Here is a 20,890-nt window from a genome sequence, read left to right as displayed (position 1 = left end):
GTGGTTCATTCCAGCCCGGCCAGCAATTGGCCGATGCCCTGTAAAGTAAGGATATGGTCGGGCTTGTGCAGGGCCAGCGCCGCTTCGGGCATGGTCGAGACCTGGGCTTCGCCGGGGTCCTGGACCACCGTGATCCCGCCCAGCGCCTTGACCCTCGCCAAGCCCAGGGCTCCATCGTTGTTGGCACCGGTCAGCACCACGGCGAGCAGTTTCTGGCCGTAGGCATCGGCGGCCGACTCGAACAACACATCGATGGACGGCCGTGAATGGTGTACCGGTTCCTCCAGGCTCAACGACAGGCTACGGTCGGCCTCGACCGACAAGTGATAGCCGGGCGTGGCGACGTACAAGGTTCCCGGCACGATGTCCTGCTTGTCCCGGGCTTCCTCCACCGGCACCGCCAGACGATGACCGAACACATGGGCCAGTTGGCTGTTGCGCTCATCCGGCAAGTGCAATACCACCATGATGGGCACGCCAAAGCCTTTGCGCAGGTGTCCGAACACCCTGAGCAGCGCTTCGACACCGCCGGCCGACGCACCGACGACAATGGCCTCGATGGGCGAATTGGATCTGTCCTTCGTGTGGTTCATAACTTGCGATAGATCCGTTCCTGTTTGACCAACGGCTCGAATCGATGGCCGTAAGCCGAGAAATCCAGCGTTTCCTTACTGCCCAATACCAGGAAACCACGGTGACAAAGGGACTCATGAAACAATCCAAACGCACGATCTTGTAGCTTTTTATTGAAATATATCAATACGTTACGACAAGAAATTAACTGAGTCTCTGAGAAGACACTGTCGGTCGCCAGGCTGTGATCGGCAAAGGTCACGTTCTCGCACAGGGTTTTGTCGAACATCGCATAATCGTAGGCGGCGGTATAGTAATCGGCAAACGAGCGCCGCCCTCCGGCATTCTGGTAGTTCTGGGTATAGGTGCGCACGTTTTCCAGGGAAAAAATCCCCTGCTTGGCTTTTTCCAACGAACGCGGATTGATATCGGTGGCATAGATGAATGTGCGGTCCAGCAGGCCCTCTTCGCGCAGCAGGATCGCCATGGAGTAGACCTCCTCCCCCGTGCTGCAACCGGCGATCCAGATCTTGATCGAAGGATAGGTCCTGAGCAACGGCACGACTTCCTCGCGAATGGCCAGGAAATGCGAAGGGTCGCGAAACATCTCGCTGACGGGGATCGTCAACAGTTGCAGCAACTGCATGAACGCTCCCGGATCGTGCAGTACGCGCTCCTGCAATGCCGAAATGGTCTTGCACTCGAATTGGTTCAGCGCATGGTGGACCCGGCGCTTGACCGAGGCACCGGAATAATCGCGAAAATCGTAGCTGTACTTGAGGTAGATCGCTTCGATCAACAAACGCAGTTCAATGTCAGAGTCACGTTCCACTAAATTCTTTCCATATTCGGCAACCACACGCGAATCAGCGAAAACAGACGATCCAGATCGATCGGTTTGGCCAGGTAGTCATTGGAACCCGCCGCCAGGCAGCGTTCCTGGTCATCCTTCATGGCCTTGGCCGTCACGGCAATAATGGGCAGCTTGCGCCAGCGCGGGTCCTTGCGGATCAGCGCGGTGGCCTCGAAACCGTCCATCTCCGGCATCATTACATCCATCAGCACCAGGTCGATGTCGTCGAATTCGTTCAGGCGATCGATCGCCTCGAAGCCGTTACGGCCGATGACAACGATGGCCCCCTTCGCCTCCAGGGCGCTGGTCAGGGCAAAGATGTTGCGCACATCGTCATCCACCAGCAGCACTTTGCGGCCTTCAAACACCTTGTCGCGGCTGCGGGCAGTCTTGAGCATCCGCTGCCGTTCATGGGACAACCGGGATTCGACTTTGTGCAAAAAGAGTGTCACCTCGTCCAGCAGGCGCTCTGGCGAACGAGCGCCCTTGATGATGATCGAGCGTGAATACTTGCGCAGTTCGGCTTCTTCGTCGCGGGTCAGGTTGCGCCCGGTGTAGACGATCACCGGTGGGAAGGAACAGATGTCTTCGCTGGACATGCGCTTGAGCAGGTCATTGCCGAGCATGTCCGGCAACTTGAGGTCGATGATCATGCAGTCGTAGACGTTGCTCCGTAGCAGGTCCAGGGCTTGCTGGGCCAGGCCAACGGCAGTGATCTCTATGTCATCGTCGCCGATCAGGCGGGTAATGCTGTCGCGTTGCAGGTCATCGTCCTCCACCAGCAGCACGCGCTTGACCTTCTGGGTCAGCTTGGCTTCCAGGCGGGCGAATACATCCTTGAGCTCTTCGCGAGTGGTCGGCTTGACGGCATAGCCAATGGCGCCCATGTGCATGGCGGCTTCGACGCGGTCTTCGACGGAAATCACGTGCACCGGGATGTGCCGGGTTTCGGCCCGCTCCTTGAGCCGCTGCAACACCGTCAGCCCGGAATGGTCTGGCAGGCGCATGTCCAGCAGGATCGCGTCGGGGGCCAGTTGCAAAGCCAGGTCAAAACCTTCATCGGCGCCGTGAGCTACCAGGCATTGATAGCCGAGTTCGTGGGCCAGGTCGAACAGGATCCGGGCGAAACCGGGCTCATCTTCGATCACCAGGATGCAGCGGGTGTCGAACGGTGCCTTGTCGCGGTCGTCGGCAAATCGGGCAATCGGCGTGTCCACCTCTGCGATCAGCGGTGCCGGTGCGGCTTTTGGCGCAGCCGGTGCTGGCGCGGCAGCCGTCGGGGTGAACGTCATCGGCTCTATCGGTGTGTCCCCGGGCTCGACATAACGTTCAGGCATTACTAACGTAAACACGCTGCCCTGCCCCGGTTCGCTGGAAACGGAGATCGAGCCGCCCAGCAACGCGGCCAGGTCCCGGGAAATGGACAAGCCCAGGCCGGTGCCGCCGTAACGACGATTGGTCGTGCCATCGGCCTGGCGGAACGCTTCGAAGATGCTCTGCTGCTGATCGGCGGCGATGCCGATCCCCGAGTCGCGCACCATGAACGCGATGCCCGAGCCTGGTTGGCCGGCCACGGACAGGCAGACGGAACCTTGCTCGGTGAACTTCACGGCATTGGACAGCAGGTTCTTGATCACCTGCTCCAGGCGCTGGCGGTCGGTATAGAGCATCGTCGGCGCATCGGGTAGCAGTTGGACCTCGAACCTCAGGCCCTTATCCGCCGCCAGCGGCTCGAACATATCCCGCAACCCATCCACCAAACGCTGCACGCTGGTGTTTTCCGGGCGCACTTCCAGCTTTCCGGCCTCGACCTTGGAGATGTCGAGAATATCGTTGATCAGGTTCAGCAGGTCGTTGCCAGCGGAGTAGATCGACTCGGCAAACTTGACCTGCTCCTCGCTGAGGTTTTTCTGCGGGTTTTCCGCCAGCAGCTTGGACAGGATCAGCGAGCTGTTGAGCGGCGTGCGCAGCTCGTGGGACATGTTGGCCAGGAACTCTGACTTGTACTTGCTCGAACGCTGCAGCTCTTCGGCGCGCTCCTGCAACTGGATCTGGGCCAGGTTCAGTTCGCTGTTCTTCTGGTCCATGGCGTCGCGCTGCTCGGCCAATTGCTCGTTGGTCTGCTCCAGCTCCTGCTGCTGGGTTTCCAGGTGGGCCTGGGATTCCTTGAGGATGCGCGACTGTTCTTCCAGTTCCTCGTTGGCGGTCTTGAGTTCTTCCTGCTGGACCTGCAGCTCTTCGTTCAACTGCTGGGTTTCGGCCAGCACTTCCTGCAAGCGCTGGCGATAACGGGCCGCTTCGATCGAGGTGCCGATATTGCCGGAAATCAGCTCCAGCAGCTCGACGTCGCGCTCGGTCAATGGCCGCAGGAAGCCCAGCTCGATGACACCGTTGATCCGGTCATCGTCACTGGTAGGCACCACCAGTACGCTGTTGGGCAGGCCTCGCCCCAACCCGGAGCTGACTTTCAGATAGTCGTCCGGTACGTCATCCAGGCGGATGAGGCGTCCCTGTTGCACAGCCTGGCCAGCGATGCCTTCACCGTCGACGATCACTTGCTGCTGTTCGTCATCCTCCCGGGACAGGCCGTAGGTGGCGACGCGCTTGAGGACACCATTTTCTTCCCGCGCATAAAGCGCAGCGACCGCGACATCCAGGTACTTCGCGCAGAACTGCAGGATGTTGCGGCCCAACAGGTTCAGGGACAACTGCCCCAGGACCTGCTCGGCCAGCAGCGTCTGGCCATTGCGCAACCAGGCCTGTTTCTCCAGGTGCAAGGCGCTGCGCTGCTGGACTTTCAGGCTGGCGCTGTAGCTGTTGGACAGGCTCAGCAGATCCCGGCGACCGACGTAGGCCAGCAACCCGCTGACCGCGGCGACGAACAGCAGGTACAGGGCAATGCTCCAGACCGTGGTGGTGCGTACATCCTGGTTGCGCGCCGCACGCAGTTGCTGCTCGGTCTCGACGATGTCTTCGAAAGACTTGCGAATTTCATCGGTCAGGCGCTTGCCCCGCCCGGCCTTTACCGCGCCCCGGTAATCGCCGCTGCTGCGTTGCAGGTCGATCATGCTCTGGGCGTAATTGGCCCACTCCGTCTGAAGGGCTTGTATCTTGTGCAGGCGGTCGGTCTGGACGGGGTTGTCGGCTGTCAATTCCAACAGAGTGTCCAACGCGACAGCGATCCGCGGCTTGGCTACTTCGTAGGGGTCGAGGAAATGCTCGTCACCGCTCAGAAGGTAGCCACGCATGCCGGTTTCCAGGTCCACGCTCAGTTTGAGCGCTTCGTTGGCATTATTGATCACCCTGTCGGTATGCCCGACCCATTGGATCACCGACAGCAGGTACGTGATCAGGATGATGAAAAACACCGCGCTGAGGGCGCCCATGCCCAGCGGCAGGCTGATATTGCGGCTCAGGAGTTTACGAAAACTTTTCTCGTCGACCGAAGACGAAGGAGTCATGGAAAGGGCCTTGGTGGACAGTTGAAAACCGTGGAGTTTGCCCGAAAAACGGCGGTTGGATCCACACTTTCCGACGAGTCAAAGACGCAAGTCCCGCGACGATCTGCCTTGTAGCAAGGAAGCGACTATCCTAGTCAGCTCTTGTACTATAGATCCTTTCTTGTACAACCCAGGGAACTTGTGCCGCCTTGGCACTTACTCATGAATGAGGCCGTATTTTTTACCTTCCCTCCCGTCCCTATCTTCGAGAATGTCAACTATGTCCACCCCTCCTCCTGCCATCCCGCCCACCATCCTGGTAGTCGAAGACGACGACATTGTGCGGATGTTGATCGTCGACGTACTGGAGGAACTGGAATACCAGGTGCTGGAGGCGGACGGTTGTGAGCAAGCACTGGCATTTTTACGCGACGAGGAGCAGGCCATCGCCCTGATGATGACCGATGTCGGCCTGCCGGTGATGGACGGGCGGGAGTTGGCCAAGCAGGCTCGGTCCGTGCGCCCGGACCTGCCGGTGCTGTTTGCCAGCGGGTATGCCGAAAGCATCGACGTGCCTGAAGGCATGTCGGTGATCGGCAAGCCCTTCTCCATCGATCAGCTGCGTGACAAGGTCAAGCGCATTCTTTCTTGAGCCGGATCGCATTCTTGGTCACTATCGGCGCCCCGCGCGCCGATGGCGCCTGATCCGCTTCGAGGAATCCCCTGCCCATGCTGCCCCCCACCGCCACCAAGGTCCTGGTTATCGGCTATGTCTGGCCCGAGCCGCGTTCATCGGCTGCCAGTGGGCACGTCATGCAGATCCTCGACACTTTTCTCGGGCAAGGCTGGGACATCACGTTCAGCAGCCCGGCAAACCCCGGCGAAAACCGCGCGGACCTGATCACACTGGGCATCCGCGAAGTGCCCATCGAACTCAACAGCAGCAGCTTCGACGCGTTCATCCGTGAACTGGCGCCCGACATCGTGCTGTTCGACCAGTTCATGATGGAAGAGCAGTTCGGCTGGCGGGTCGAGAAGCACTGCCCCGACGCCCTGCGGCTGCTGGAGACCTCCGATCTGCAAAGCCTGCGCCACGCCCGGCATCAGCGCCTGAAGGACCGTTTGAAGCGCGACGAGGCCAACGAGGATTTCAGCGACCTCTTCGCCCCGGCCCTGGCCGAGGAATTCCAGCTTATGGCCGACACCGACCTGGCCAAGCGGGAAATCGCCGCCCTGTATCGTTGCGACCTCGCCCTGATGGTGTCCGAGGTGGAAATCGAACTGTTGGTGGAACATTTCAAGTTGCCCCGCAGCCTGCTGCACTGGTGCCCGTTGATGTTGGATCTGCCCGGTGAACAATCGGTGCCGTTCGAGGAACGAGCGCATTTCCTGAGCATCGGCAACTTCCGCCATGCGCCGAACTGGGACGCCGTGCTCTGGATGAAAAACGCCGTCTGGCCACTTATCCGCCAACAATTGCCCGGCGCGCAACTGCACCTGTACGGCGCCTACACGCCGCCCAAGGCTGCCGCGCTGCATAACCCGGCCCAGGGCTTTCATATCATGAACTGGGCCGAGGACGCCTTGCAGGTCATGTCGGCGGCGCGCATCTGCCTGGCGCCGTTGCGTTTCGGCGCCGGCATCAAGGGCAAGCTGATCGACGCCATGCTCTGTGGCACACCCAACGTCACCACGCCCGTGGGGGCCGAAGACATGCACGGCGACATGCCCTGGCCCGGCGCGATTGCCCAGAGTGCCGAAGGTATCGCCAACGCGGCAGTGCAGTTGTATCGCGACCAGGGGCGCTGGACCCAGGCCCAGGCTGCCGGCCTCGCCCTGCTCGCAAACCGCTACCGGCAACAGGTGCACGGCCCGGCGCTGATCGCAAGCATCAATGCTTGCCGGGCGAACCTGGTGCAACGCCGCCGGGACAATTTCACCGGCAGCATGCTGCGTCACCACCAGCACAAAAGCACCCAGTACATGTCCCAGTGGATCGAAGAAAAAAATCGCAACGCTTAGAAGTCAGAGTGGCACCCGCCTGGCGAAGGGGGCATTATCCAACGGCGATAACAATAAAAGCGCCAGGCCCATGACCCGACCAGCCAGAGTCACCGACCCTTCCTATGAATTGATGGACGACCATAACGGGCTGTCCATCATCTACCGCCAGCACGGTTTCCCCTGCCCGCTGGTGCGCTGGCATTTCCACAAGGAATACGAGCTGCACCTGATCGTGGCCAGTTCCGGCAAGGTGTTCATTGGCGATTACATCGGCAACTTCTATCCGCAGTCGCTGTTTCTGACCGGCCCCAACCTGCCCCACAACTGGATCAGTCAGGTGGCCGAGGACGAAGTGGTGCCCAAGCGCGACATGCTGGTGAATTTCACCGATGAGTTGTTCGAAAGCGGCCACCAGGTATTCGCCGAACTCAAGACCGTCGCACCGCTGCTTGAACGCGCCCAGTACGGTATCGAGTTCCGCTGCAAGCGCACCATCCGCCAGGCCATGATCCTGATGCAACGCATCGCCGATTCCCAGGGCATGAGCCGCCTGGGGCATTTTTTCATCCTGATGGAACTGCTGGCCGCCACGGACGACTATCAACTGCTTTCCGGCGCCACGGCCCCGCAAACGGCGGACGAACATAGCATCGACCGCACCAACCGCGCGGTGGACTACATCTTTGCCCACTACGCCCGGGAACTGTCCCTGGAAGAAGTGGCCGAGCATCTGGGCATGAAACCCACCTATTTCAGCCGGGTGTTCAAACAGGCCACCGGCCGCTGCTTCATTGAATTCGTCAATCGCCTGCGCATCAGCAAATCCTGCGAGTTACTGGCCGATGGCGACAAACCGGTGACCGACGTGTGCTTCGAATCCGGTTTCAACAACATCTCCAACTTCAACCGGCGTTTCCAGCAGCTCAAGGGCATGACCCCGTCCCACTACCGGCGACTGGCGGTGCAGCGGTTGACCGAGCAGAACCAGGGCTGAATCTCGGCTCATTTCTGTGGCGGGATTTATGTGGGAGCAAGGCTTGCCCGCGATGCAGACGCCTCGGTTCCCCGAAAGACCGTGTCAACTTCATCGCGGGCGAGCCTTGCTCCCACAGATAATTCCCATCGCCGCCCCATGCAGTGCAAAAAAGTATCAGCACAAGTGCGACGGATGATTTGTCATACCGTCCATTGAGGGCTGTAATCAGCGCACATTCTTCCCTTCATCCGGAAGACACAAAAACAATAACTGTCCTTCTGCAGCCTTTGGGCGCGGAAAAGGAGTGCGCGATGAAACCTTCGGTAAAAGCTCTGCTTGTCTCCACCTGCATGACCCTCAGCAGCGTCAGCTTTGGCGCACAGACCCTCACCATTGCCACCGTCAACAACAGCGACATGATCCGCATGCAAAAGCTCTCGAAAACCTTCGAGGCCGAGCACCCGGACATCAAGCTGAACTGGGTGGTGCTTGAAGAAAACGTCCTGCGCCAGCGCCTGACCACCGACATCGCCACCCAAGGCGGACAGTTCGACGTATTGACCATTGGCATGTACGAAGCTGCACTCTGGGGCGCCAAGGGCTGGCTGGAACCCATGAAAGACCTGCCCGCCTCCTATGACCTGGACGACGTCTTCCCTTCCGTGCGCGATGGCTTGTCGGTCAAGGGCTCGCTGTACGCCCTGCCGTTCTATGCCGAAAGCTCGATCACCTACTACCGCACCGACCTGTTCAAGGACGCCGGGCTGACCATGCCCGAACACCCTACCTGGACCCAGATCGGTGAGTTCGCCGAAAAACTCACCGACAAGACCAAGGAGCAATATGGCCTGTGTCTGCGCGGCAAGGCCGGTTGGGGCGAAAACATGGCGCTGATCACGACCCTGGCCAACGGTTTTGGCGCGCGCTGGTTCGATGAGAAGTGGCAGCCGCAGTTCAATGGCCCCGAGTGGAAGAATGCCTTGAACTTCTACGTCGACAACATGAAGAAATCCGGCCCGCCGGGCGCTTCCAGCAACGGTTTCAATGAAAACCTGGCGTTGTTCAACAGCGGCAAGTGCGCGGTCTGGGTCGATGCCAGCGTCGCCGGCTCGTTCGTCACCGACAAGACCCAGAGCAAGGTGGCCGATCACGTCGGATTCACCTTCGCCCCCCATGAAACGACCGACAAAGGCACCTCGTGGATGTACTCCTGGTCGCTGGCCATCCCCACCAGTTCCAAAGCCAAGGAAGCGGCCAAGGTCTTTACTTCCTGGGCGACGTCCAAGGAGTACAGCCAATTGGTCGCCAAGACCGATGGCATTGCCAACGTACCGCCAGGCACACGCACCTCGACCTACAGCGACGACTACATGAAGGCCGCGCCGTTTGCCAAGGTGACCCTGGAGTCGTTGAAAGTCGCCGACCCGAAAGCCCCCACGCTCAAGCCTGTGCCCTATATCGGCATCCAGTTGGTGACCATTCCCGAGTTCCAGGCCATCGGTACCCAGGTCGGCAAGTTCTTTTCGGGCGCGCTGACCGGCCAGCAGACCGTGGACCAGGCGTTGACCGCAGCGCAGTCCACCACCGAACGCGAGATGAAACGCGCCGGGTATCCCAAGTAAAGGCCTGTAAACATCCATTTGTGGCGAGGGAGCTTGCTCCCGCTGGCGGGCGAAGCCCGCCCTGGCGATCGAGAGGATTGCCTATCGGCATGGGCCCGCTGCGCGGTCCAGCGGGAGCAAGCTCCCTCGCCACAGGGAATGCGTCGCATAAGAGTAAGCACTCATGAATAGCTCAACGACAACTGCCAAAGCCCCAATCGAGATTGCCCCGCCGCCAGCGCGCAAGATCCGCCTGGCCAACCCCGGCTGGTTCCTGGTCAGCCCATCAGTCGCTTTATTGCTGCTGTGGATGATCGTGCCGCTGGGCATGACCGTCTATTTCTCGATGATTCGCTATAACCTGCTCTACCCCGGCGAAAACGAATTCGTGGGGCTGGAGAACTTCACTTATTTCCTCACCGACTCGGGCTTCATGCCCGGTGCGACCAATACCCTGCTGCTGGTGGGCAGCGTGTTGCTGATCAGTATCGTGCTAGGGGTGTTGATCAGTGCGCTGCTGGAAGCCAGTGAGTTTTTTGGGCGCGGCATCGTCCGGGTGCTGCTGATCTCGCCATTCTTCATCATGCCCACGGTGGGCGCGCTGATCTGGAAGAACCTGATTTTCCACCCGGTCTCGGGAATCCTTGCCTCGGTGTGGAAACTGTTCGGTGCCCAACCGGTGGACTGGCTGGCCCACTATCCGTTGCTGTCGATCATCATCATCGTGAGCTGGCAGTGGTTGCCCTTCGCGATCCTGATCCTGATGACCGCCATGCAGTCCCTCGACCAGGAACAGAAAGAAGCCGCACGCCTGGACGGTGCCGGCCCGATCGCGATTTTCTGGCACCTGACCCTGCCGCACCTGGCCCGCCCGATTGCCGTGGTGCTGATGATCGAGACGATTTTCCTGCTGTCGGTGTTCGCCGAGATCTTCACCACCACCAACGGCGGCCCCGGCTACGCCTCGACCAACCTGGCCTACCTGATCTACAACCAGGCGCTGGTGCAGTTCGACGTCGGCATGGCTTCGGCCGGTGGCCTGATTGCCGTGGTCATCGCCAACATCGCCGCCATCATCCTGGTCCGGATGATCGGCAAAAACCTCACCGACAAGCATTGAGGCCGTCGCCATGACTCTTCAACAAACCCGTCGCCTGCAAAGCCTGCTGCTGGGCACGTTGGCCTGGGCCATCGCGATCCTGATCTTTTTCCCGATCTTCTGGATGGTGCTGACCAGCTTCAAGACCGAAATCGACGCATTCGCCACGCCGCCGCAATTCATCTTCGCGCCGACGCTGGAGAACTACCTGCACATCAACGAGCGCAGCAACTACTTCAGTTTCGCCTGGAACTCGGTGGTGATTTCCTTCAGCGCCACCGCCCTCTGCCTGCTGATCGCGGTGCCGGCGGCCTACTCCATGGCGTTCTACGAAACCCAGCGCACCAAAGGCACCTTGCTGTGGATGCTCTCCACCAAGATGTTGCCGCCGGTGGGCGTGCTGATGCCGATCTACCTGCTGGCCAAGCAATTTGGTCTGCTGGATACGCGGATCGCGTTGATCATCATCTACACCTTGATCAACCTGCCCATCGTGGTCTGGATGATTTACACCTACTTCAAGGATATTCCTCGCGACATCCTCGAGGCCGCGCGTCTGGATGGCGCCACGCTGTGGCAGGAAATGGTCCGCGTGCTGCTGCCGATTGCCAAGGGCGGCTTGGCATCCACCGTGTTGCTGTCGTTGATCCTGTGCTGGAACGAGGCCTTCTGGTCACTGAACCTGACCTCGTCCAAAGCCGCGCCATTGACCGCGTTGATCGCCTCTTACTCCAGCCCGGAAGGTCTGTTCTGGGCCAAATTGTCGGCCGTCTCGACCCTGGCCTGTGCGCCGATCCTGATTTTTGGCTGGATCAGCCAGAAACAGCTGGTGCGCGGTTTGTCTTTCGGCGCGGTGAAGTAACGCGCCCTACACAATAATCAGAAGTGGAGGCCCATCATCATGGCCAACCTGAAAATCAAGAATCTGCAAAAAGGTTTCGAAGGCTTCTCCATCATCAAGGGCATCGACCTTGAGGTGAACGACCGCGAGTTCGTGGTCTTCGTCGGGCCATCGGGCTGCGGCAAGTCCACGCTGCTGCGGCTGATCGCCGGCCTGGAGGAAGTCAGCGACGGTACCATCGAGCTGGACGGCCGGGACATTACCGAAGTCAGCCCGGCCAAACGCGACCTGGCGATGGTGTTCCAGACCTACGCCCTCTACCCGCACATGAGCGTGCGCAAGAACATGTCTTTCGCCCTGGACCTGGCCGGTGTACCCAAGGCCGAGGTCGAGAAGAAGGTCAATGAAGCGGCGCGCATCCTCGAACTGGGGCCAATGCTCGAACGCAAGCCCAAGCAACTGTCTGGTGGCCAGCGCCAGCGTGTGGCAATCGGCCGGGCCATCGTGCGCAACCCGAAGATTTTCCTGTTCGACGAACCGCTGTCCAACCTCGACGCCGCCCTGCGGGTGCAGATGCGCCTGGAACTGGCCCGGCTGCACAAAGAGCTGCAGGCGACCATGATCTACGTGACCCACGACCAGGTCGAAGCCATGACCCTGGCCGACAAGGTGGTGGTGCTCAATGGCGGGCGCATCGAACAGGTCGGCTCGCCGCTGGAGCTGTATCACCAACCCGCCAATCTGTTTGTCGCCGGGTTCCTCGGCACACCGAAAATGGGCTTTCTCAAAGGCAAGGTCACGGGCCTGGACAGCCAGGGCTGCGAGGTCCTGCTGGACGCCGGAACCCGTATCAGCCTGCCATTGAGCGGTGCCAGCCTGAGCGTTGGCGGTGCGGTGACCCTGGGGATTCGTCCGGAGCACCTGAACCTGGCGCAACCGGGCGATTGCACGCTGCAGGTTACCGCCGATGTCAGCGAACGCCTGGGCAGCGACACGTTCTGCCATGTCGTGACCGCGTCGGGTGAAGCTTTGACCATGCGGGTTCGCGGCGATCTGGCGAGCCGTTTCGGCGAGCAACTGAACCTGCACCTGGACGCTGAACACTGCCATTTATTCGATGCCGAAGGCGTAGCGGTGACCCGTGCGCTGCGCGCCGCCGCCTGATTGTAGAGACTTGTGATGAAACTCAACCGACAGAACCTGCACAACCTCAACGCCGAGGTCGCCCTGCCCGCTTACAGCCTGGGCGACCGTCGCCAGGGTATCGCCCACATTGGCGTCGGTGGTTTCCACCGCGCGCACCAGGCGTATTACACCGATGCGTTGATGAATACCGGCGAAGGCCTCGACTGGGCCATTTGTGGCGTAGGTCTTCGACCCGAAGACCGTCGCGCCCGGGATGACCTGGCAGGCCAGGATTATCTGTTCACGCTTTATGAGTTGGGCGACACCGACGACACCGAAGTCCGCGTCATCGGCGCCATCGCCGACATGCTCTTGGCCGAAGATAGCGCCCAGGCGCTGATCGACAAACTGGCCGATCCGCTGATCCGCATCGTTTCGCTGACCATTACCGAAGGTGGCTATTGCATCGACGACAGCAATGGCGAGTTCATGGCCCACCTGCCGCAGATTCAGCATGACCTGACCCATCCCGAGGCACCGAAAACGGTTTTCGGCTTCCTCTGTGCCGCCCTGGCCAAGCGCCGTGCTGCGGGGACGCCGGCGTTCACGCTGATGTCCTGCGACAACCTTCCCCACAACGGAGCGGTCACTCGCAAGGCACTGCTGGCGTTTGCCGCACTGCGCGACCCGGAACTGGGCCAATGGATCGACGGGAACGTAAGTTTTCCCAATGCCATGGTCGATCGCATCACCCCGATGACCAGCGGCGCCCATCGCTTGCAGTTGCATGACGAACATGGCATCGACGACGCCTGGCCGGTGGTCTGCGAACCGTTCGTGCAATGGGTGCTGGAAGACAAGTTCGTCAACGGTCGCCCGGCCTGGGAAAAAGTCGGCGTGCAGTTCACCGATGACGTTTCGCCCTATGAAGAGATGAAAATCAAGCTGCTCAACGGCAGTCACCTGGCGTTGACCTACCTGGGCTTCCTCAAGGGTTATCGCTTTGTCCACGAGACCATGAACGATCCGCTGTTCGTGCGTTACATGCGGGCCTACATGGACCTGGACGTGACGCCGCAACTGGCCCCGGTACCGGGCATCGACCTGACCGACTACAAGAACACCCTGGTGGAACGTTTTTCCAACCAGGCGATTGCCGACCAGTTGGAGCGGGTCTGTTCGGACGGTTCTTCGAAGTTTCCGAAATTCACCGTGCCGACCATCAACCGCTTGATCGCCGACGGCGGCGAAACCCGCCGCGCGGCGCTGGTGGTGGCGGCCTGGGCGGTGTACCTGAAGGGTGTGGACGAGAACGGCGTGACGTATTCGATCCCGGACCCACGGGCGGCATTCTGCCAGGCCTTGGTGGCTGACGATGCGCTGGTAACCCAGCGGCTGCTGGAGGTAGAAGAAATCTTTGGCACCGCGATTCCCCGCTCGCCGGAGTTCGTGGCAGCATTCGAATGGTGCTGCAATAGCTTGCGCGAGCACGGTGTTACGCGGACGCTTGAGCGGGTGTTGGCTGACGCGAACTGAGGCTCGACCGTGAACCGCTTTTTGTGGCGAGGGAGCTTGCTCCCGCTGGGTTGCGAAGCGACCCCCTGGGTTTGTCAGGTTCACCGCGCTGCCTGGACTCAGGGGCTGCTGCGCAGCCCAGCGGGAGCGAGCTCCCTCGCCACAGATGTGTTTGCTGAACGAATTGCTATTACCTGTTGGTGATTTGATCTGACACAAAGGATTTTTATGGCAAACCAACAATTGTTCCTGGGCATCGACTGCGGCACCCAAGGCACGAAGGCGCTGATCCTGGATGCGTTCAGCGGCCAGGTACTCGGCCAGGGCGCCGCTGCCCACAGTATGATCAGCGAGGCCAACGGTCGCCGTGAACAAGATACCCAGCAATGGCTCGATGCATTTACCCAGGCGACCCATCAAGCCTTGGCCGCCGCCGGGGTCGATGGCCAGGCCATCCTCGGCATCGGCGTTTCCGGCCAGCAGCACGGCCTGGTCTTGCTCGATGAGCAAGGCCAGGTCCTGCGCCCGGCCAAGCTGTGGTGCGACACCGAAACCACTCCGGAAAACGAACGGCTACTGGCCCACCTGGGCGGTGAAAGCGGCTCCCTGGAACGCCTCGGCGTGGTCATCGCCCCGGGTTACACGGTGTCCAAGCTGCTGTGGACCCGCGAACAGCATCCCGAGGTTTTCGCCCGCATCGCCAGCATCCTGCTACCCCACGACTTTCTCAATCATTGGCTGACCGGCCGCCATTGCAGCGAATACGGCGATGCCTCGGGCACCGGCTATTTCAATGTACGTACCCGGCAATGGGACGTGCCGTTACTGCAACACATCGACCCCAGCGGCCGCTTGCAAGTGGCGTTGCCGGAACTGATCGACGCTCATCAGCCGGTCGGTCGGATCCTGCCGGCCATTGCCGCGCACCTGGGCATCAACCCGAATGCCGTGGTGTCCAGCGGTGGCGGCGACAACATGATGGGCGCCATCGGCACCGGTAACATCCAGCCCGGCGTGATCACCATGAGCCTCGGCTCCTCCGGCACGGTCTACGCCTATGCCGCAGAGCCAGTGGTCAGCCCGGAAGCGTCGGTGGCGACCTTCTGCTCTTCCAGCGGTGGTTGGCTGCCGCTGATCTGCACCATGAACCTGACCAACGCCACTGGTGCGATACGCGAATTGCTGGACTTGGACATCGCCGCCTTCAACGCCCTGGTGGCCCAAGCCCCGATTGGCGCCGAGGGCGTGTGCATGCTGCCGTTCCTCAACGGTGAGCGCGTTCCCGCCCTGCCCCATGCCAGCGGCAGCCTGCTGGGCCTGACCACCACCAACCTGACCCGGGCCAACCTGTGCCGGGCCGTGGTCGAAGGCACGACCTTCGGGTTGCGCTACGGCCTGGACCTGCTGCGGGCCAACGGGCTTGAGGCCCAGAGTATCCGCCTGATCGGCGGCGGTTCGAAGAGCCCGGTGTGGCGGCAGATCGTCGCCGATATCATGAATACCCCGGTCATCTGCACCGAACAGAGCGAAGCCGCAGCCCTTGGCGCGGCGATTCAGGCGGCATGGTGCCATTCAGGGACGCAAGAGAACCTGACCGAACTGTGCGAGCGCTGCGTCAAGCTCGACCTGGACAGTGAAACCCAGCCCATCGCCGGGCACGTCGCGGCCGCCCAACACGCTTATGAACATTATCGACAACACGTCGCAACCCTTTGAGAGCAGGCAACTATGTATTTGGTGTGTGGTGAAGCACTGTTTGATTTTTTCAGTGAAACCGAGGCTGGCGGCCCGGCCTCGCAAGTGAACTTCAAGGCCATTGCCGGCGGCTCGCCGTTCAACGTGGCGGTCGGGTTGCGGCGCCTGGGTGTCGAGTCCGCGCTGTTTGCCGGGCTGTCCACTGACTACCTGGGCCGACGCTTGCAGCAGGTGCTGCTCAACGAAGGCGTCAGCGCCCGATACCTGCTGGACTTCGACGCACCGACGACCCTGGCGATGGTGGCCGTCGGCGCCAATGGCTCGCCCCACTACAGTTTTCGCGGCGAAGGCTGCGCGGACCGACAATTGAGCCTGGCCCATCTGCCGACGTTGGGCCCGGAGGTGCGTGGCTTGCATTTCGGCTCGTTCTCGCTGGTGGTCCAGCCGATTGCCGACACCCTGCTGGCCCTGGTACAGCGCGAGAGCGGCAAGCGCCTGATCAGCCTCGACCCGAACGTGCGCCTCAACCCGCAGCCGGATATCGAACTGTGGCGTTCACGGATCGCAACGCTGGTGCAATATGCCGACCTGATCAAGGTCAGCGACGAAGACCTGCACCTGCTCTACCCCGAGCTTGAGCCACAAGCGGTCATTGATGGCTGGCTGCAGCACCGTTGCCAACTGGTATTCTTGACCCGCGGCGGCCAGGGCGCCACGGTATTCAGTCGCCAACACGGTTCGTGGTCAATGCCCGCCTGCTCGGTGAAGATCGCCGATACTGTGGGCGCCGGCGACACCTTCCAGGCTGCGTTGATTACCTGGCTCACCGAACAGCAATTGGATTCGGTCGAAGGCCTGAACACCCTGACCCGCGACCAGATCAGCGCCATGCTCGACTTCGCCATACGCGCCGCGGCCCTGACCTGCGCAAAGACCGGCCCAGACCTGCCTTACCGGCGACAGTTGAACTGACGCTCGCAACCCGCCGCTGCCGAACGCCACCGAGCCTTCGGCAGCGGTTGCCACCCCACACAAAAGCCAAGCGATTCGCTTTAACTCTCGTTTAATCCCGCGATCCGACACTGTCCCGGACCGCGTATCCCTCCTGAGGTCCCGCGCGGCAGGCCCGATGTTTGAACATCAGGTCGATTTTCTCTCTGCTGCGGAGTCTCGCTCATGAATATTCGTCGATTAGTCGCCGCGTCGTCTTTGGTACTGCTGACTGGCATCAGCGTGATGGCCCAGGCTGACAACGCCGGACAACCCACGCCCTACCGTTATGGCATGCCGCTGGAGATCAAAAAGGTGGTATCGCTGAAGGAGCCATCAACGCCTTATTGCAAGGTCGTGACGGCACAGATGGTGTACATCGACAAGACGGGGCAAACCCGTGATGTCTCTTACCGCAAACTATCGGATTCCTGCAGTTATCAAAATTGACTGGCGGGTGGCGGACAACAAAACGCCTGGCTCGGACAATGACCGGGCCAGGCGTCGATGTGCTTGTACAGGGCGCGTATTTTAACGCCCGGTCATCCGATGTAACTGATGAAAATGATTGCCGGCGGGATTGTGGTGTTGATTCTGGCCGTGGTTCTGGTCGAGTTCGGTGCGCAGTTCGGCAATCAAGTCGTTGATTGCACGGCAACCCGTGAGTTTTTGAGCATCGATGCCAGTTTTTACCAAGGCCACGCGGTCGGTTTCATGATCATCGTAGATCTTGATGGTCATCGACAAATCGGGTGACAAGGTGCATTGCGAGCGCTTGGGCAGCAAGCTGCTTTCAATGATATTTCGCATTTCGAGGGCAGATAAAAACATGGCAACTCTCTCCTGTTGAGGCGGCCAATTTATGTACACAACGGCGGTATTCTTTTCGTCCGTTTCTTCCATGCGGACTGGGACTACGAATGCCGTGCCGTTCTTCGTTTTTGGCGTTTCTAATCAATGAGCCCCATTAAGCGAACTCCTGAATCATCCCGCAAATAACATGCCTGAATTCACGACGCCCTGGCTTGATTCAAATCAATCACTTAGCTTTACCTGACGCCGGACCGGTCGTGCAGAATGCAAGGCAACGGTAAGAACCCCATGCAAACTGCAATCGCTTTTCTCCTGTCGAAAGCTAGAGTAGCCCCTATTACGGCTGGGTGAGAGGGCATCCGTCGCCTCGTGCAAAAAAACTGTGACTCGGGCTGCAAACCGGATTCATGGCCGCGCGCTCGGCCACATGCCGCAAGCTGTCGAAGTTGATATTGGCACCGGAATCGATCGCCACCAGGGTCTGGCCGTGCGCGCCGGTTCGGGCCACGTACTGCTTGATGCCCGCCACAGCCAAGGCGCCAGAGGGCTCGGTGATTGAGCGGGTGTCGTCATAGATGTCCTTGATCGCCGCGCACAGTTGATCGTTGCTGACGGTCATGACCTCATCGACACAGAAACGGCAGACCTCGAAGCCATGGGCGCCGATCTGTGCGACGGCCACACCATCGGCGAAGGTTCCCACACTCGGCAGCGTCACCCGTTCCCCCGCCACCAACGCCGCCTGCAGGCAGGCGGAGTGTTGCGACTCGACACCGATGATGCACACTTCCGGACGCAGGTACTTGACGTAGGCTGCGATTCCAGCGATCAGCCCACCGCCGCCGACCGGGACAAAAATCGCATCCAGCCTGCCGGGGTGCTGGCGCAGGATCTCCATGGCGACGGTGCCCTGCCCCGCGATCACGTCCGGGTCATCGAAAGGCGACACGAACTCCCGCCCGGTCTGCCGGGCCAAATCCAGGGCGTACTCCAGGGCAAACGGAAAACTCTCCCCGTGCAGCAACGCCTCAGCACCCCGGTTGCGTACGCCCAGCACCTTCAATTGCGGAGTGGTCAAGGGCATGACGATGGTGGCCGAGATACCCAACTCCCGCGCCGCCAGCGCCACGCCTTGGGCATGATTGCCCGCCGAAGCGGTGATGACCCCACGGGCCCGCTGCTCCGGGGTCAATTGAACCAGTCTGTTGTAGGCGCCGCGGATCTTGAAGGAAAAGGTCGGCTGCAGGTCTTCACGCTTGAGCAGGATCGTGTTGCCCAAGGCTTCGGACAATGCAGGGGCCGCTTGCAGTGGCGTGCGCACAGCCAGTTCGTACACCGGCGCGGCCAGGATTTTTTTGACGTAATGTTCCAGCAGGGCTTGCTCGGCGGGGGTAGCGGTCATGGCGGTCTCCTGGTTTGGACAGAACCCTGGAGACAGAAAGAAAAAACCCGCCTCTAGGGCGGGTTGGGTGCAGTCGTCAGCTAGCCCGCCAAATAAGGAATGGCGGTAATAATGCTTGGCTGGCTGCGCAGTACGGTGGAAGTCATGATTGAAAGTTAGCTGGGGGATGGGGGCCAAGTCAATCCAAAATACACAGATGGGCTTGGTTCACCCGCTTGCGGCGAGGGGATTTATCCCCGCTGGGCCGCGAAGTGGCCCCCATGAATCTGGATGCAATCAACCGGACATCCGGCGGTGACCGGTTTGAGGGCCGCTGCGCAGCCCAACGGAGCGGTGCGACATTGCGCTAAATCCCCTTGCCACTTACTGCAGGCCAACTTTATACAACGCCCCATCGCCTTCATCCGTCAGCACATACAAGAAACCATCCGGCCCCTGGCGAACGTCACGGATACGCTCGTCGAGTTCACCAAGCAAACGCTCCTCGTGCACGACCTTATCGCCCTTTAATTGCAGGCGGATCAGGTTCTTGGAGACCAGCGCACCGATGAACACGCTGTGCTGCCAGGCCTTGAAGCGATCACTGTCGTAGAACGCCATGCCGCTGAGCCCCGGGGACACCTGCCAGACATGGTGAGGACCCAGGGTGCCTTTGACCGTCGTGCCCTGCGCTTCGGGAATCGGGGCACCGGAGTAATTGATGCCGTGGGTCGCCAACGGCCAGCCGTAATTCTTGCCACGCTCGATAATGTTCAGCTCATCGCCCCCCTTGGGCCCATGCTCGTTTTCCCACAGCGTGCCGTTACGTGGGTTGAGGGCCGCTCCCTGAGGATTGCGAATACCGTAGGCCCAGATCTCGGGGCGGACGTTTTCCTGGCCGACAAACGGGTTATCGTCCGGCACCTTACCGTCGGGGTAGATGCGCACGACCTTGCCTTGCAGCTTGTCCAGGTCCTGGGCCGTGGGCCGGTCGTTGTTTTCCCCCAAGGTGATGAACAGGTAGCCGTCCCGGTCAAACACCAGGCGCGAGCCAAAGTGGTTGCCCTTCGACAGCTTGGGCTGCTGGCGAAAGATCACGTTGAAACTGTTCAGCCTCTTCAAGTCTTGTGACAACTGCCCACGGCCCACCGCAGTGCCGGCCTTGCCGTCTTCACCGACCTCGGAATAGGACAGGTAGACCGTGCGGTCCTGTTTGAAATCCGGTGACAGCACTACATCCAGCAAACCGCCCTGGCCCTTGGCCCAGACCTTGGGAACGCCCCTCAACGGCGCCGATAACTGGCCATCGGGGCCCACCAGGCGCAGGTTGCCGGGGCGCTCCGTGACCAGCATGCCTTGCTGGTCCGGCAGGAACGCCAGCGCCCAAGGGTGCTCCAGGCCCTTGACCACGGTGCTCACCTCCAAGGTGCCCTCCTCGCTTTTCGCTCGCTGGGTTTGTGCGGCAGCGGCCGGCGTGGCAAGGGTCAGAACAGCGTTGGCGCAGAGTGCGGCCAGGAGTGTTTTACGCAACATGCACACCTCCTTCTGTAGCGTGGAAAGAAACAGCCAGGATTCAGCGCCTAGCGATTGCCGTTGTTCGTGCTCCTGGGCGGCGGGGTGTAGTCGAGGTTGGGCCGTGGCGAAGCCGGCGGCTGGCCGGAACGAGGGTAGCCATTGCCGATACCGCCGTTTTCCAGGGTCGGTGGACGAGGAGCCGGTATCGTCGGGTTGTTTTGAATCATCGGCACGTTGGGCCGGGTACCTTGCATGCTATTGGGATTGGCCCGGCGAGTCGGGCTGTTATAGGGGTTGTTGTTGCCCGGTAGGTTCTGGGCCAGGACCATTGGGCCTGCACTGGGCGTGGCAGCCTGGGCGGCAGCGGTCAGTAGTAACGCCATGATGGCGAGCATCAGCCTGTTCATTCGAGCACCTCTTGGGTTCAGGCATATCGAAAGCAAGCTACGCCGCAGGTTCGCCGTTGTTA

General features: G+C 60.6%; 18 protein-coding genes. 11 read left to right on the top strand and 7 right to left on the bottom strand.

All coding sequences use genetic code 11. From position 1 onward, the window contains the following. Window positions 1-5: 5 nt before the first annotated feature. The 3 genes from PSH86_RS15095 to PSH86_RS15085 are packed head-to-tail and all read right to left on the bottom strand — an operon-like array spanning window position 6 to window position 4,887. Window positions 6-593 (bottom strand): chemotaxis protein CheB, encoded by a 588-nt coding sequence (locus PSH86_RS15095; protein WP_116832370.1) that lies wholly within the window; start codon window positions 591-593, stop codon window positions 6-8. Beyond that, window positions 590-1,405: a protein-glutamate O-methyltransferase CheR gene (locus PSH86_RS15090; protein ID WP_109755391.1), complete on the bottom strand. Its 816-nt coding sequence runs from the start codon at window positions 1,403-1,405 to the stop codon at window positions 590-592. Before PSH86_RS15090 ends, PSH86_RS15095 begins: the two co-directional genes overlap by 4 nt. Then, window positions 1,405-4,887, bottom strand: coding sequence for a response regulator (locus tag PSH86_RS15085; RefSeq protein ID WP_116832369.1), 3,483 nt, complete (start codon window positions 4,885-4,887; stop codon window positions 1,405-1,407). Before PSH86_RS15085 ends, PSH86_RS15090 begins: the two co-directional genes overlap by 1 nt. 259 nt (window positions 4,888-5,146) lie before the next feature. Here PSH86_RS15085 and PSH86_RS15080 point away from each other — a divergent pair, with 259 nt between their 5' ends. The 11 genes from PSH86_RS15080 to PSH86_RS15030 all read left to right on the top strand — a co-directional run bounded on the left by PSH86_RS15080 (window position 5,147) and on the right by PSH86_RS15030 (window position 17,162). Further along, window positions 5,147-5,518 carry a response regulator gene (locus PSH86_RS15080; RefSeq protein WP_109755389.1) on the top strand — a complete coding sequence of 124 codons (372 nt, stop codon included), beginning with the start codon at window positions 5,147-5,149 and terminating at the stop codon, window positions 5,516-5,518. 77 nt (window positions 5,519-5,595) lie between these two features. Then, window positions 5,596-6,888 carry a glycosyltransferase gene (locus PSH86_RS15075; RefSeq protein ID WP_305490333.1) on the top strand — a complete coding sequence of 431 codons (1,293 nt, stop codon included), beginning with the start codon at window positions 5,596-5,598 and terminating at the stop codon, window positions 6,886-6,888. Window positions 6,889-6,958: 70 nt separating this feature from the next. After that, entirely contained in the window at window positions 6,959-7,864 is a 906-nt protein-coding gene (locus tag PSH86_RS15070) for an AraC family transcriptional regulator (protein ID WP_109755387.1), read from the top strand. Between the two features lie 293 nt (window positions 7,865-8,157). Then, window positions 8,158-9,468, top strand: coding sequence for a sugar ABC transporter substrate-binding protein (locus PSH86_RS15065; RefSeq protein WP_109755386.1), 1,311 nt, complete (start codon window positions 8,158-8,160; stop codon window positions 9,466-9,468). A gap of 163 nt (window positions 9,469-9,631) precedes the next feature. Then, entirely contained in the window at window positions 9,632-10,567 is a 936-nt protein-coding gene (locus PSH86_RS15060; RefSeq protein ID WP_053184628.1) for a carbohydrate ABC transporter permease, read from the top strand. Window positions 10,568-10,577: 10 nt separating this feature from the next. Next, window positions 10,578-11,408: a carbohydrate ABC transporter permease gene (locus PSH86_RS15055; protein WP_109755385.1), complete on the top strand. Its 831-nt coding sequence runs from the start codon at window positions 10,578-10,580 to the stop codon at window positions 11,406-11,408. 39 nt (window positions 11,409-11,447) lie between these two features. Next, the gene (locus PSH86_RS15050; RefSeq protein ID WP_116832367.1) at window positions 11,448-12,551 is read left to right on the top strand and encodes an ABC transporter ATP-binding protein; all 1,104 of its coding nucleotides are present in this window, start codon (window positions 11,448-11,450) and stop codon (window positions 12,549-12,551) included. Between the two features lie 15 nt (window positions 12,552-12,566). Then, complete coding sequence (locus tag PSH86_RS15045; RefSeq protein ID WP_163858828.1) at window positions 12,567-14,048, top strand: mannitol dehydrogenase family protein; 1,482 nt, start codon at window positions 12,567-12,569, stop codon at window positions 14,046-14,048. A 207-nt stretch (window positions 14,049-14,255) separates the two neighbouring features. After that, the gene (gene xylB, locus PSH86_RS15040) at window positions 14,256-15,743 is read left to right on the top strand and encodes a xylulokinase (protein WP_163858830.1); all 1,488 of its coding nucleotides are present in this window, start codon (window positions 14,256-14,258) and stop codon (window positions 15,741-15,743) included. A 12-nt stretch (window positions 15,744-15,755) separates the two neighbouring features. Then, window positions 15,756-16,694, top strand: coding sequence for a carbohydrate kinase (locus tag PSH86_RS15035; RefSeq protein WP_109755381.1), 939 nt, complete (start codon window positions 15,756-15,758; stop codon window positions 16,692-16,694). A gap of 204 nt (window positions 16,695-16,898) precedes the next feature. Next, window positions 16,899-17,162: a DUF2790 domain-containing protein gene (locus PSH86_RS15030; protein WP_109755380.1), complete on the top strand. Its 264-nt coding sequence runs from the start codon at window positions 16,899-16,901 to the stop codon at window positions 17,160-17,162. An 81-nt stretch (window positions 17,163-17,243) separates the two neighbouring features. Here PSH86_RS15030 and PSH86_RS15025 read toward each other — a convergent pair whose 3' ends face one another. From PSH86_RS15025 to PSH86_RS15010, 4 genes are all read right to left on the bottom strand, one after another. Continuing rightward, a complete protein-coding gene (locus tag PSH86_RS15025) occupies window positions 17,244-17,543 on the bottom strand; it encodes a DUF1652 domain-containing protein (protein WP_109755379.1) in 300 nt (99 codons plus the stop codon). Between the two features lie 319 nt (window positions 17,544-17,862). Then, complete coding sequence (gene ilvA, locus PSH86_RS15020; protein WP_116832363.1) at window positions 17,863-18,927, bottom strand: threonine ammonia-lyase, biosynthetic; 1,065 nt, start codon at window positions 18,925-18,927, stop codon at window positions 17,863-17,865. 363 nt (window positions 18,928-19,290) lie between these two features. After that, window positions 19,291-20,439, bottom strand: coding sequence for a PQQ-dependent sugar dehydrogenase (locus PSH86_RS15015; protein ID WP_305490332.1), 1,149 nt, complete (start codon window positions 20,437-20,439; stop codon window positions 19,291-19,293). A 47-nt stretch (window positions 20,440-20,486) separates the two neighbouring features. Next, window positions 20,487-20,828, bottom strand: coding sequence for a hypothetical protein (locus PSH86_RS15010; RefSeq protein ID WP_109755376.1), 342 nt, complete (start codon window positions 20,826-20,828; stop codon window positions 20,487-20,489). Window positions 20,829-20,890: the final 62 nt, after the last annotated feature.

The organism is Pseudomonas sp. FP2300, from assembly GCF_030687595.1.
Lineage (GTDB): Bacteria > Pseudomonadota > Gammaproteobacteria > Pseudomonadales > Pseudomonadaceae > Aquipseudomonas > Aquipseudomonas bijieensis.
This window is presented reverse-complemented; position numbering and strand designations above follow the sequence as displayed.